The sequence below is a fragment of the Neptuniibacter sp. QD48_55 genome (assembly GCF_047778115.1).
Taxonomy (GTDB): Bacteria; Pseudomonadota; Gammaproteobacteria; order Pseudomonadales; family Balneatricaceae; genus Neptuniibacter.
Genome location: NZ_CP180555.1, coordinates 1,996,133 through 2,010,305, shown reverse-complemented (window position 1 = coordinate 2,010,305; position 14,173 = coordinate 1,996,133). Strand labels below are relative to the sequence as shown.

Here is a 14,173-nt window from a genome sequence, read left to right as displayed (position 1 = left end):
ACCCCATTGTTTGATTACATAGTGTGAGAAGTGAAGGGGCTATGTAAGCATTTGGGAACTCTACTCGGTTGCTAAAATGGTCTTTAAAAGAGAATCGCGAAAGCACTTCTGGTCCATAATTATAATAATGATGTTAGTCGGAGCGATATCTTCTATTGCTTCTATTGGTATCCTGTACAAATCAGCGGTTGAGGCTGAGAAGTCTCGTCTTGTCTCGCTTGTCTCCAGCAAAGCCCGCCTCATCAATGCCATCGCTGCGTTTGATTCCCAATATAGCCGCGTAGACCACCCTGAAGGTGCAGTAGGTGCGACCCTTAGCCAAGTTCGAAGCTCATTTGAATTGAAGAATGGTTTTGGTGAAACCGGGGAGTTTGTTGTCGGGAGATTAAACGGTGGCAATATAGAATTTTTAATGAGCTCGCGCAAACTCAATCAGCCCCCTCAGCCAATACCTATAAATGACAGTGCTGCAGAACCCATGCGGCGGGCACTGAATGATCAGTCGGGAACCATAATAGGCCTCGACTATGAGTCCAGAAAAGTTTTAGCTGCTTATCAGTCTATACCTGTATTGGATATAGGTATCGTAGCAAAAATTGATATGACGGAAGTTCAAGAGCCCTTTATTGATGCGAGCATTAATGCAGCGCTGATAGCTCTATTTATTATTGTTTTGGGAACTCTGTTAATTAGCCAGATAGAAGAGGAAGACCATTCTAACCAAGAAACCTTCGCCTTGAAGTCAGGAACCAGCACTAAAGAGTGGCTAATCTATCGTTCTTTACTTCTTGCTGCAGTGGCATTTGCAGTAATGATCAGTTCGTTAGGGTTGCTCTATCAATATGCTCGGGATATTGAGAGATCTAGCCTGTTAGATATGGTGGAAACTCAGGCTAGCTTGATCAATTCCGTGGCTGACTTCGACGCAAAATATAACGATGCTGACTTCCCAGGAGGGGCGTTTGCGGCAACATTAAAGCAAGTTAGTACAGCGCTCCAAGAATCCCCTGGATTCGGTGAAAGCGGAGAATATCTAATTGGCCGTTTCGATGAATATCAAATTACCTATCTCACGCAACCTAGGAATTCAGATGGCCCAATAAGCAGTTTTCATGTGGCTGAGCCTCGTTCCAACGCGATTAAGCAGGCTTTAGCAGGAAGAACAGGGATGACACCTGATGTTGATTATCGGGGGGCAAATGTATTGGCTGCGTACACACCTATTCCAAAACTAGAGGCAGGATTGGTTGCAAAAATTGATGTTAAGGAGATGAGAGGACCATTTATCCAAGCCGCTTCACAAGCAAGTGCGGTGTCTGTCGTTGCAATAGGATTTGGTTCACTATTTTTGTGGCATTTGTCTTTGTCTTACAAAAATAGACAGCGTGTTGAAACCGATCGTTTGATCAGTCGGGGGTTATCAATGGTAGAAGAGAGCAAGGTCACAGTTGTTCTTGTTCTATTTACCTTATCTTTGGGTGTAGCCCTGTTTAGCCTTGACCTTCTTTTACCGCTTGGGGTGGCGTGTGGGTTGCCCTATATCTTCTTCGTTTTAACCGGCAAACTCTTCCCTAGGCGTGAGTACACGCTTGGTTTAGCTATCATTGCGACCGCCTTGGTATATGTGGGTTACCATTTCTCCCCAGAAGGTGGGCAAGACTGGGTTGTTATCACAAACAGGATGCTGGCGGTGGTTGCAATCTGGTTAACAGCATTAACCGTCAGTCTTTCTCAGGCTCAAAACCGAGCGCAAAAAATACAAGCGTCTCAATTGCGCAAATTATCATTAGCTGTGGAGCATAGCCCTGCGTCGGTCATTATTACTGATCCCAATGGGATGATTCAGTATGTGAATGAAAAATATACTGAGCTTACCGGATACAGCAGGGAAGAATCTGTGGGCCACAAAAGTAATATGACCAAATCGGGAAACACGCCGATAAAACAATATCGGGAGCTTTGGGAAACATTACAGCATGGGCAAGAGTGGCATGGCGAATTCCAGAATAGGAAAAAGTCAGGAGAGCTTTATTGGGAGCGTGCCTCTATTCACCCAATCACCTCAGCTTCAGGCAAGATAGTTAACTATGTTGCGCTACAAGAAGATATCACTGAGCGGAAAGAAAACGAACGTAAGCTTAAATATCACGCGACTCATGACACTTTGACAGGCTTGCCTACACGTAGCTTATGCATGGATCGCTTGAGTAAGGTGCTTGATTTAGCCAAGCGTAATAACCAGCAAGCGGCAGTGTTGTTTATTGATCTGGATGGTTTTAAGGAGGTCAATGATAACTTTGGTCATGATGTGGGCGATAAGGTATTGATTGAGACCGCACAAAGACTCAAAAGCAGTGTAAGAGAGTCTGATACTGTTGCGCGGATAGGTGGTGATGAATTTATTATTCTCCTCAGTGAAATAAATCAGCCAAATGATGCTAGCCAAGTTGCTAGAACAGTATTAGATCGCATTAAAAATAGTTACTTGTACGATAGGAATGAAGAGATCCATATTGGTGTGAGTATCGGTATTTCCCTTTACCCTGATAATGCTCTTGATCCAGAAGAGTTAATACAGTTCGCAGACAAGGCGATGTACAGCGTAAAAACCGAAGGAAAAAATAATTTCTCCTTTGCGAAGAAGGCTTCTTAAATATTATTTATACTGCTTGTTTTTGAATCTTTTTATTCTAAATAAGCTGGTATTAATGTATTGGTGTTTATATTTTATTACAGACTTCTTAAATATTTGTTTCAAAATATCTACTAATTTAGTTAGTGCTAAATCTTATTGCTTATCTTATTCTCTATAGGAAAGTGTAGTAAATGGTTACTACAACCCTAATTTGTGTGCGGCAAATAGTACTGTTTTCTATGTTCTTTAGTAGAGTGTTAAACGCTTGTATGAAAAATATTGCGCACCAAAATAATGCATTAAAAACTCCCAATCTTCTTTTAAAATATCTATAAAAATCATTAATTGATTTATTTTAGAAGATATTAATAAAATATTTTGGTCATTATTAAACAGATAGCTCTCTATAGGTTTTGATTAAAAACTATGGCAGCCTGCGGGTCCTGCTTTTAGGGTCTTTAATCAAAATGGAGTTTTTTAAGATGACACTATCTCGCAAGCTCACCATCATTTTCTTAGCGATCGGTATTGTACCTATGCTGATTTTGGGAGCATTTCTTACCTATACCAGTAGTAGCAGCTTAAGTGATCAAGCGCTTAATAAGCTAGAAGCGGTACGCAGCATTAAGCAAAATCAGATCGAGTCTTACTTTGCTGAGCGTGAAGGCGATGTGATGATGCTCTCTGAGATGATCAATTCCATGACTTCAGCAGGACATACTCTAGATAGCATTGAACAGATGCTTGGTGTAAAAGGGGGTGATGGTAGCTTCTTCGCAAAGTATATAAACGCCTACGATTATTATGATCTTTTCCTAATCAACCCAGCAGGCACTGTCTTCTATACAGTGACACGCGAAGCGGATTACGGCACTAACCTACTATCAGGCCCGTATCGTGATTCTGGCCTAGCTAATGCTTTCAGAAATGCCCGTGATGAGAACAAATTTGTATTAGAAGATTTTGCACCTTACGCACCGAGTGCGAATGCTCCGGCTAGTTTTATTGCTTATCCAATCCAACAGAACGGTCAGTTTGCTGGCGTAGTAGCGTTACAGCTATCGATCGAAAAGATCGGTGCGATTATGCAAGAGCGCGATGGTATGGGAGAAACAGGTGAATCTTATCTGGTTGGCTCTGATAAGCGCATGCGTTCTGACTCTTTCCTTGATCCTGAAGGTCACTCTGTGATCGCGTCTTTTGCAGGTACTGTTGCTAAAAACGGTATCGATTCAGTTTCGGTTCGTGAAGCATTAAATAATAATGAAGGCGTAACTGAGCTGATCGATTACAACGGTAACCCTGTATTGTCGGCGTATACTTCGGTGAAGGTAGGGGATCTTACCTGGGCACTTATCTCAGAAATTGATGTGGCTGAAGCTCTTGAATCTGTGTCTGGCTTGAAGATGACGGTTCTGGTTACGGTATTAATCTCAATGGTTATCGTCATTGCTGTGGCTTATGTGTTTTCTCGATCGATTACACGCCCGTTAGGTGGTGAGCCACACGAGATGAAACAGGTAGCCGACACCATCGCATCCGGTGATTTAACCTTAGCCATTGATGCAAATCAGCAACACGGCAGCGCCTATAGCTCGATGGCTATTATGGCGGAGAATCTACGTAAAATGGTTGCCGATATGATCAGTATCAGCGAGCAGATGGCACGTAGTAGTGAAGAAACATCAGTTATTACTACGCAAACTCATACCAATACTGAGCTGCAACAAAACGAATTAACAAAGATCTCTGCGGCAATGGTGCAGATGGTGGCAACGGTTCAAGAGGTTGCCTCTAACGCTCAGAATGTTTCCGATGCCACATCAAATGCATCTAGAGAAGTCGTCGCCGCTCAGAAAGGGATAGAGCAAACCATGCAATCCGTTGCTGAGCTTTCCCATGAGGTGGATCAGTCCAATCAAGCGATCCTAAATCTAGAAGAGTACAGTGCCCAGATCGACTCTATCTTAGCCGTGATTGTGAGCATTGCCGAACAGACCAACCTATTGGCATTAAATGCGGCGATTGAAGCGGCTAGAGCAGGCGATCATGGTCGAGGTTTTGCAGTGGTTGCTGATGAGGTTCGCTCCCTTGCACAAAGAACGCAGGATTCAACACGCGATATCGAATCGATCATCACCCAGCTAAAAGAGGGGACGCGCCGAGCAAGTGAATCTATGAATGTGAGCATCAAGAAAACTCAGCTTTCACTTCAAAGCACCAAAGAGATGAATGATGTGATTATCTCTATAGGTGCCGGTGCAGAACGTATCAGTGAAATGATGCTGCAAATTGCTAGTGCTACAGAGCAGCAATCTTGTGTGGCCGATGAGATCGGCGAGAACGTAAACTACATTCATCAGTTGGCAATTGAGAATGCCACGGGTGTTGGTGAAACCGCACAAGCGACACAGCACCTATCGCAATCTGCGGGTAATCTGCATCAGCTGATCGCACAGTTTAAAACTTAATGGGTTAGTCATAATATATAAAAAAGGCCTTCATGATGAAGGCCTTTTGTAGTTTAAATCTCATTAGCCGCCGGTATATCGGCAAACATGCTATTACTCATCCAGCGGCTGACATTGGCTGTTAAGGAGCTGGGTCCAATAAGGTTCAAGCGCTGTTGTCTGATCGCAGCTTTGTAGCTGATATCGCCCATCCAGATCTCAATCATGGTACGCAGATCGGTATTAAACCAGATATCGACCTCTTTACCAGGGTCTGTAGTGCAGACATCTTTATGGTTACCATCGACCATTACCCACCATTTAGCTAAGTGTTCGCGGTCGCTAAAGTTAAAGCAGATTGTAGTTGCGCCATCTGGGAGTTTATCTGTCTGAATGCTGCGTTCTAGATAAACCATCAGCAGTTCAATATCGAGTTCACTGTCTGAGATCTGGCCTCTTGTCCAACGCATGCCCCAATCACCAATTTGCTGAATGATCGGCAACAGTTCTTTGCCTTGTTCGGTTAAAAAATATTCATAACCCCGTTGGTTAGGAATCTTTTTACGAATCACAATCCCAGCTGCTGTCAGCTCATTTAAGCGCTTAGTCAGCATAGTAGGGGAAATAGCAGCCATGCCGCGCTGAAAATCATTAAAGCGTTTTCCACCCATGAGTAGCTCGCGGACGATAAGAAGCGTCCACTTTTCGCAAAGTAGCTCCGAGGCTTTAGCGATTGGGCAAAATTGCATGTACTGCATATAAATCTCTACTATTTTTTCGTTTTTATTCTTAACTACAGAATCTGTAGTTTAATGCTACGGTTTAGATAGCATTCAAAGAGTGAACTTCAAATTAGTATCAATGCTCTGATTGATTACAAAAACAATAATTGGAGCAACAAACCATGCCTAAGTTCATCATTGAACGTGACATCCCAGAGATCGGTTCTGCCGATGCGGATGCATTAAAAGCTGCTGCAGCAAAATCTAACGCGGTACTCGCTGAGATGCAGAGCGAACATAAAGATATCGCTTGGGATTACAGTTACGTCGCTGGCGATAAAACCTTCTGCGTTTATAACTGTGCTGACGCTGAATTAATCGAAGAGCATTCACAGCGTAGTGGTTTCCCAGCATCCATTATTACGGAAGTTGAAGCGCAGATAAGCCCAGCAACTGCAAAGTCTTAAACAAGCTGTAGTTATTGCAACCGGTGTTACCTTAGCACCGGTTTTTGTGCTGATGTACTGTACTTAAGACCCCAGTGTTTAAGTCTTAAATGCAATTATTGCAACGAGAATATGCAGTTAGCATGTTATAAAATAACAAGAATAAGTAGCCATGTATCAGTTCTATAATCGTAGTCTTAGCTATGTTTTCTTATTGACCGTGCTGTTTGTATGCACGTTAGTCATGAGTCTTTGTTCCAGTGTGCATGCTGGCGTATTAACTAAAGCCGACATCGTTAAAGCCTTTCCTTCTCCCTACATCGTCGGTGATAAAGATGAATCCCTAGCGGTATGGCCGTTATACCAGCAGATATCTACCGATACGCCGCTGGTGGGCTATGCCTATGAAACGATTGATATGGTTGCCGTACCGGGCTTTGCGGGGGTGCCTTATAACCTATTAGTGGCAATGGACCCGCAGGGATCATTTATCAGCGTAAAAGTTCTATCTCATCACGAACCTGTATTTCTTGAAGGTTTGGGGGAGAAGCCTCTTTTTGATTTTGCTAAACAGTACTCTGGCATATCGTTGATGCAGAACATCAAGATCGATGCCAGCCCGACGGTCGCTCAGCGTGAGAATAAAGCCAATGCTTATATCGACGGCGTGACTAAGGCGACGGCATCGGTTCGAATTTTAAACCAGACTTTATTATCAGCATCATTAACCGTAGCCCGTGAAAAGCTCGGGTTTGCTAAAGGGCGAGATCCCGATCTGATCGCGCGCTTAGATAAAGAGCTTTTTGAGCCTATGAGTTGGGAGCAGCTCATCGATGCAGGTCTCATTCAAAAATTCCGTTTTACCAATGATCAGGTAGAGCAACAGTTTAAAGATACGATTGGTGAAGGGCTGGACGAAGAAGGCCTAGAGGCGCCAGAAGAAACCTATATTGAGCTCTATGTAGCAAACCTAAGCGTGCCATCAGTGGGGCGAAACCTATTACTACCGGAAGCTTGGGAATATCTAAAAGAGAGTACGGCAGAGAATGACCAGCTTCTCTTAGTCGTCGGTGGCGGTCGCTACTCATTTGTGGGTGAGGACTTTGTTCGCGGTAAAGTGCCGGAGCGAATTAGTCTGCAGCAAGCCGGTTTGCCGGTTGAAATGCGCGATTTCGATTTAAGTGATCTGCTCGATCTGTATGAGCTGGACTACAAGATTAAACTGCCTGAAGCTTTATCTGAACATGAATGGAAGGCATTTCATGTAATCGGACAGGCAGGTTTAGATCCAGCATTCCCTTATGAATTTCAGCTGCATATTAGCCGTGAAAAGGGTTGGTTGTATCCAGAAACAGTTAGTAAAACTTTGGATTTCAAAACCGAGCTTGATGACGAGTATTACATCGCTGCAGAAACGGATAACAAGACCTGGCACAGCCTTTGGTCAGGACGCACTACAGATATTGCCATCCTCCTTGCTGGCTTATTTGTCCTGACGATTGTGGTGGTACGATACCAGCTTCTAACTAAAGGTCAGCAGCATCTGCGTTGGTTCAGACCGCTATACCTAGTCTATACTTTGGTGTTTATCGGTTGGTACGCACAAGGTCAGTTGTCGATTGTAAACATTACTGGTGTGCTACAAGCGTGGCTAGCAGGGCGTAGTTTAGAGTTCTTCCTGTACGATCCTATGACGGTGATTATCTGGGCTTACGTGGGCATTACCTTCTTTGTTTGGGGGCGCGGCACATTCTGTGGTTGGTTATGTCCATTTGGCGCGCTGCAGGAGCTTATCGGTAAGGTGTTAGCCTTCCTAAAAATCCCTCAGATTAAGATCTCTGAGAAAACCGATGCGAGACTAAAAGGGCTTAAATATCTGGTTCTGCTGTTCATCTTAGTGGTTGCCGTTGTGTCCGTTCCGCTGACAGGTTCCGTAGTAGAGATCGAGCCATTTAAAACCAGTATTACTCTGATCTTTGATCGCTCTTGGCCATTTGTGTTGTGGGCTGTTGTGCTATTGGCATTAAGCCTGTTTGTTTACAAAGGTTACTGCCGTTATATCTGCCCATTGGGTGCGAGCATGGCTGTTCTGGGTAAACTGCGGATCTATAAATGGCTGCCACGTCGAGAAGAGTGTGGCTCGCCTTGCCGGTTGTGCACTCAGAAATGTGAATACCAAGCGATTCCACGCAGCGGTGTGATTGATTACAACGAGTGTTTCCAGTGTTTAGATTGTGTCGTAATTTACGATGATGATAAGCAGTGTGTACCGCTTGTATTAGAAAAGCGCGGTCGTAAACTGAAAGTTAAGAATGTCGCTTAATTGATAATAAAACCACCACTATGATTTTTGTAAGTTAGTGGTGGTTATTATCTGTCGTTATTCTGTTACAAGCTCGCCCATGGAATCTAAAAGCGATTTCGCTTGTTCTTTGGCTATATCAATATCTAGTTCTTGCTCATCTGTAGCTTCTTTTAGCGAGTTGATGCTCTCTAAAATGAACGCTTTGGTGTTATCTGTAAATGGGGTTAGTGTTTCTACTAGCTGATCTACTTGATCTTCAACAAAACTAGCTGCTTGCCAGAAATCGTCTTTTACCGGTTCGGGTAGTGCTGATTCAAAATCGACTAAGTCTTTTACAGCTTTGCTTTCAATAATCGCATTAGTGCGATTTAAGAACTGCTCAAAATCAGCTTCTAATAGCGCTAGATCATGCTCTGCCAAACGCGAGGTTGCTGGTCCTGCGTGGTTGGTCTGTTTAATCAGATCGTCTCGCTGCCCAGCTTCTAACTGGCTTAAGTTATTGGCTAACTGTTTAGTCTGGGCGGGCTCATCTTGATTTAGCAAAGCGTGAGTGACTAAGAGTTCGATGGTTTGGCGTTGATCCTGAATGGCTGTATCACGATCTTTAATTTCATAGAATGCTCGGCCATCAGAGATCCTCTTCTCACCCATATAAGATTCAGCGACAAGCATTCGAGTATTGTGATCCGATCTAAGGGTATCGAGTGTTGAAAGCGCTGCGTCATTGTTGGATAGATCATGTTCAGAGTCATCACCTACCAGAGTATTTAACCCGGTAGAGGTGATCTCTAAATAAGCTCGCTGATGGGTGCTATCAAGATGGCTAAGATCAGTGGCCATCTCTTTTAACTGATCATCACTAAACGTGTAATCTTCAGTTAGAGAAACAAAGGTTTCTATCATTCCGTAAACAACTGAACGGGTATCATCAGCATGATTCAAAACAGCGCCGTGCCACTCTCCGGGTTGTGAGGTGTTGATGATAGGTTCTGGCGAATCTGGCTGTGTGGCTGTTTTGGAAAGCTCAGCTAGGTAGGTGACTACCGCGTCTTGAGTTTTAGGCTTAAAACCTTCTACAGAATCTAACAAGCGGAAACTCAGTTCTAGGTCCCCGCCAAATAGCTGCAATAGATTAGATTGTTGCAGTTCATCTGTGCCTTCGAGGTTATCTAAAATACGGTTAGTGTCTTCTGATAATCGCTCTGAATCGATATTGTTGATAGCAGTAACGAAGTTATGAATATCGTTAGCGGCAGGGGAGCTTGGATTGAGCAAACCGCCGGAATCGTAAACCGAATCATCATTTGCTAAAGAGACTTTACTGCTCAATTCATCCGCTTTTGCCAACACTTGGCTACGCGTATCACTATCCAAAGAGGATAGTGTTTGTATGAAGTCTTTTGCATTTTGTTTTCCGGAGGAATAATTGAGAGCAAACGAATTGAAATCGGGCGGTGTTTGTAATGCCAGTGCTGCGTTAGCAAACTGTTTTAGCTCGGTCTCACTCAACTGTTGTGCAAGCGTTAAAAACTCCTCATCTTCTAAAATACCAAGATCAACTAAGTTTTGACCTTGCTCTTGGGATAGCTTGCCCAAGACGGTATGCATCTGATTGGTTTTTTCCGATTCAGGAAGAATCACAACCTGATGTTTTCCTTCAAATGCAGTAAATCGAGTAAACTCACTCGGATCTTGCTGGCGCAGTTGTTCTATCTGCACCTCTACAGAATTAATCTGTTTGAGCTGGCTTTTCAGTTCTTGAGAAGGTTCAACCTGCTGAGGTTTGAGAGTTGAACTAAGTCCCTGTTGCAGTGGCAACTGATCCGATGTGATCTTCATAAATCCTTTCGCTTTAACTTCATGCGGGGTTTTATCTATAACGGCCAGATCTCAAGAATATTGACTGATCTGGGTTATATCAGAGAGAATTTTTGCTAAAAGGTTCGATTAAAAGCCCAAGATGTAATAAAAAGAACCTCTTTCTTTGATAATTAAAGTTTTTGTTATTTAGGGAATCATAAGATGATCGTTATCTACGGAATTAAGCAGCAGCTAAACCCTATCAAAGCAGAACTGTCGGATGTTATTCATCAGTGTATGCAGCAGGTATTGGGTTTTCCTGAGGATAAACGCGCACATCGGTTTATTCCTATGGAAAAAGAAGATTTTTACTATCCCGGTGGTCGCAGTGATGCCTATACAGTTATCGAGATTAATATGATGGCTGGGCGCAAAGTTGATACACAGAAAGCATTGATTAAAACCTTGTTCCAAAATATTGAAGAGAAACTTGGGATACTGCCCGTCGATATCGAAATCATCATCAAAGAGCAGCAACCTTACCAGTGGGGGTTTAGAGGTATGACGGGTGATGAGGTAAACGATCTTAAATACAAAGTTAATGTTTAAACATAACAAACGTTGTTATTTTCTTTGCTCATTTTTAGCAGTGAAGTAAATAGGTTCTCAAGTGCGATTCAAACGCATTTATGTTCTGCCAAGAGTTCTAATCGGTTATAAGCCACTAGGTTGGGCAGAAAGATGATCCGCACTTTCACACCTTCACTTTCCATATCAAACGCATCGATCACCCTGCAGGCATATTTTGCATATTCCTCAGTTCGATATTGTTTAATCACTCCGATTTGTAGCACTTTCTTGGACGTCCACTTCGTATCAGATGCTAAAGGCTCTTTATCGCTATTCAAATAATCAGCGATTTTTTTGTGTTTTCTGCTGTAGTTTTTCTTCTTAGCTTTAGGTGATTTGATCTTCTCGCTACGAAGATCTTCATTGTTGTAATAACCAGAAGGAAGCTCATCCTCTTCATCCATGAAAAAGGTTTTAGCACTGACTTGTGGGCTAATGAGTACAGCCAATAGTAGGCTTAGGCCGGTGAGAATCGATAATTTGGGATTGATAAGGTTCAATTGCATCGTGTTAATTTCGGTTACTGCTATTCCTTTTTCAAGATTACGCTACCTATATGATTTTAAAAGAATAAGTTTATTAAAATTTTATCTAAATTTATGAGGGTTTATTGAGCTGGCGTTTATAAACGCTCGATATTGATCATTGTTTGGTATTTATCTACCTCGGCGATTGAGAGCCGTTCAAACATACTCCTAGCTAACTTATTAATGCTGTTTGGAGGATTGAATATGGCTGGGCGTTTAGAAGGTAAAGTGGTACTGATTACAGGTGCTGGTGGCGGACTAGGTAGTGCGCAAGCACGCATGATGGCTGAAGAGGGTGCGAGTGTAATGCTGGCAAACTTACCAGAGGATCCCATTATTGCAGAAGGGCAGAAACCAACGGGGCTTTGGGATAATGCTGTTAAGGTTGCAGAGGATATTCGGGCGGCTGGTGGTAAAGCAGATGTGGTGGCTTTGGACGTTACTGAAGAGCCTCAATGGATTGCTGCAGTTAACGCAACCGAAGCAGCCTTCGGTAAGTTGGATGTATTGGTCAACAATGCGGGTATCTACTATCACGCAGGATTATTGGACCATACCGTGGAGAAGTTTGATCAAATTGTGGGTGTGAATCAGTTGGGTTGTTTGTTGGGCATGAAGTCTGCGATTCCTGCAATGCGACGGAATGGTGGCGGGTCTATTATTAATTTTGCATCCATTTATGGTATTTCAGGCGCAGGGACCTCTACAGCTTACCAAAGCACTAAAGGTGCTGTGCGCTTGATGACTAAATCCGCGGCGCTTGAGTTTGTCGGTGATAATATTCGTATCAATTCAATCTGCCCTGGGATGTTTGATACTAATCTGTTTGAAAGTTCTGTTCCGAAAGAAGCGTGGGAGCCTCTAGTCAATATGGTGCCTATGAAGCGCTTTGGTAAACCCAAAGAGATCGCTTACGGCACGGTTTTCTTAGCTTCTGACGAGGCTTCTTTTATGACCGGGTCTGATCTGGTGATCGATGGCGGCTATACCTGCCCTTAAGTTATTTAACTAATTCTGATCTAAAAAGGCTGCACTTAAGTGCAGCCTTTTTGGTTTGGCCGAAAGTGTCCTAATTTAGGCCGCTACCTTTCTTATGTCGATTTTGATTATAGATCACACTTAGCTCACAAATATTAAATACTTGGGAGCTTAAGCTATGAAAAACACAGCGTTATTAGTAGTTGATGTACAGGAATCCTTTAAACACCGCGATTATTGGTATGATGAGGGTTTTTCTGAATATGAAGCGAGACAAAATCGGCTAATTGATGCGGTAAGAGCTCAAGGTGGCTCAATTGTGTTTATCCTTCATAATGAAGATGAAGGTGTATTCTCTGTAGAGTCCGGTTTTGTCCGTTTGATGGACTTTCTGCATAAACAGGATGAAGATAAAGTGTTTAACAAGTGCGTTCATAATGCGCTGCTCGACAGTGGTTTGCACGAGTGGTTAAAAGGGCAATCGATTACCAAACTATTGGTGAGTGGCTTAAGAACGGAACAGTGCTGTGAAACCACAACAAGAGTAGGCAGTGATTTGGGTTATGAGGTTGATTTTGTAGTCGATGCTACTCATACCTTTACTATGAATAATCCATTTACCGGTGAGACTGTGAGTGAAGAAGCGTTAAAGCAACATACTTCGATGGTTTTGCAAGATCGCTTCGCAAATGTACGCATGGTTGGAGACTATGAATAAAAAAAGGCGTGTTTATTTGTTGGTGTTGCCACGTGTCCATTTATTGGATCTGGCAGCGCCTGCTCAGATATTTGCGCATCCTTCTTTAGAGGAGAGTATAGAGTTGCACTATATCTCTCCTCAGCCTGAGCTACAGTCCAAGCAAGGCTTACATCTAGCGAATCTAGAACCCTTACCTGAGAGGTTAGATGCAGACGATTGGTTGTTGTTGATCGGTACAAGTCAGTTAAATAAACATCTCCATGAGGCTGATTACCAAACTGCGATTCAATGGCTCAATTCGGTGAAATCTCAGTTTGGCTTGTTAGCAGGGATCTGTTCAGGTTCGCTTCTAGCAGCCAAGGCAGGTGTATTAGATGGCAAGCGATGCACGACACACCATGACCTTACCGCCTCACTTTGTCAGATCGCACCAGACGCTTTAGTACAGGAAGATTGTATTTTCGTTACTGATGGCAATATATGGACGAGCGCCGGTATCACCACAGGGTTGGATCTTTGCTTACAGTTAGTTGATAACCATTGGGGGCAGGATCGTGCAGTACAAATTGCCCGTGAGATGGTGATCTATATGCGGCGATCTGGCCAGGAAGCGCAGCTGAGTTTTTGGTTAAACCATCGAAACCACACTCAGTCTCGCGTTCACAAAGTTCAGGATCTGATAATGGAACAGCCGGGTTTTGATTGGGATGTTGCGCTGTTGGCAGAGCGAGTTCACTTGAGTGAACGTCATCTTAGGCGTTTGTTTCTGCAAGCAACGGGGTTCAATCTGCAAGAGTATCTGCAGCAGGCGCGCATAGAGCTAGGGCGTCAGTTATTAGAACAAACCAAACTGCCTATAGATGTTATTGCTGAGCGTTGTGGTTTTCAGTCTGAAAGAAGCTTAAGGCGTGTTTGGGCGCGGTGGCGGGATGGCACACCTTCGCAGTATCGAAGGAATTTAAATCTGATTGATATTTGAT

General features: G+C 43.3%; 11 protein-coding genes. 8 read left to right on the top strand and 3 right to left on the bottom strand.

All coding sequences use genetic code 11. The features are described from left to right. Positions 1-127 precede the first annotated feature (127 nt). Positions 128-2,653 carry a diguanylate cyclase domain-containing protein gene (locus tag ACMXYW_RS09205; protein ID WP_415903817.1) on the top strand — a complete coding sequence of 842 codons (2,526 nt, stop codon included), beginning with the start codon at positions 128-130 and terminating at the stop codon, positions 2,651-2,653. A 464-nt stretch (positions 2,654-3,117) separates the two neighbouring features. Then, positions 3,118-5,106, top strand: coding sequence for a methyl-accepting chemotaxis protein (locus ACMXYW_RS09200; protein WP_415903816.1), 1,989 nt, complete (start codon positions 3,118-3,120; stop codon positions 5,104-5,106). 53 nt (positions 5,107-5,159) lie between these two features. Here the strand turns inward: ACMXYW_RS09200 and ACMXYW_RS09195 are convergent, their stop codons facing one another. Continuing rightward, positions 5,160-5,843 (bottom strand): winged helix-turn-helix transcriptional regulator, encoded by a 684-nt coding sequence (locus ACMXYW_RS09195; protein WP_415884373.1) that lies wholly within the window; start codon positions 5,841-5,843, stop codon positions 5,160-5,162. Between the two features lie 146 nt (positions 5,844-5,989). On the opposite strand from ACMXYW_RS09195, the gene ACMXYW_RS09190 reads away from it, so the two are divergent. Both ACMXYW_RS09190 and ACMXYW_RS09185 read left to right on the top strand, forming a co-directional pair. Continuing rightward, entirely contained in the window at positions 5,990-6,274 is a 285-nt protein-coding gene (locus ACMXYW_RS09190; protein ID WP_415903814.1) for a nickel-binding protein, read from the top strand. Between the two features lie 223 nt (positions 6,275-6,497). Further along, positions 6,498-8,576 carry a 4Fe-4S binding protein gene (locus ACMXYW_RS09185; protein ID WP_415903813.1) on the top strand — a complete coding sequence of 693 codons (2,079 nt, stop codon included), beginning with the start codon at positions 6,498-6,500 and terminating at the stop codon, positions 8,574-8,576. A gap of 57 nt (positions 8,577-8,633) precedes the next feature. Here the strand turns inward: ACMXYW_RS09185 and ACMXYW_RS09180 are convergent, their stop codons facing one another. Next, positions 8,634-10,397 carry a hypothetical protein gene (locus tag ACMXYW_RS09180; RefSeq protein WP_415903812.1) on the bottom strand — a complete coding sequence of 588 codons (1,764 nt, stop codon included), beginning with the start codon at positions 10,395-10,397 and terminating at the stop codon, positions 8,634-8,636. A gap of 183 nt (positions 10,398-10,580) precedes the next feature. Here ACMXYW_RS09180 and ACMXYW_RS09175 point away from each other — a divergent pair, with 183 nt between their 5' ends. Then, positions 10,581-10,967, top strand: coding sequence for a tautomerase family protein (locus tag ACMXYW_RS09175; protein WP_415903811.1), 387 nt, complete (start codon positions 10,581-10,583; stop codon positions 10,965-10,967). A 68-nt stretch (positions 10,968-11,035) separates the two neighbouring features. On the opposite strand, the gene ACMXYW_RS09170 is transcribed toward ACMXYW_RS09175, so the two are convergent. Further along, on the bottom strand, positions 11,036-11,494 hold the full coding sequence (locus ACMXYW_RS09170) for a hypothetical protein (protein ID WP_415903810.1): 459 nt from the start codon (positions 11,492-11,494) through the stop codon (positions 11,036-11,038). Positions 11,495-11,719: 225 nt separating this feature from the next. On the opposite strand from ACMXYW_RS09170, the gene ACMXYW_RS09165 reads away from it, so the two are divergent. From ACMXYW_RS09165 to ACMXYW_RS09155, 3 genes are all read left to right on the top strand, one after another. After that, positions 11,720-12,514 (top strand): SDR family NAD(P)-dependent oxidoreductase, encoded by a 795-nt coding sequence (locus tag ACMXYW_RS09165; RefSeq protein ID WP_415903809.1) that lies wholly within the window; start codon positions 11,720-11,722, stop codon positions 12,512-12,514. 157 nt (positions 12,515-12,671) lie between these two features. Further along, entirely contained in the window at positions 12,672-13,211 is a 540-nt protein-coding gene (locus ACMXYW_RS09160) for an isochorismatase family protein (RefSeq protein WP_415903808.1), read from the top strand. Next, positions 13,204-14,172, top strand: a complete 969-nt coding sequence (locus tag ACMXYW_RS09155; RefSeq protein ID WP_415903807.1) for a GlxA family transcriptional regulator — start codon at positions 13,204-13,206, stop codon at positions 14,170-14,172. Before ACMXYW_RS09160 ends, ACMXYW_RS09155 begins: the two co-directional genes overlap by 8 nt. Position 14,173: the final 1 nt, after the last annotated feature.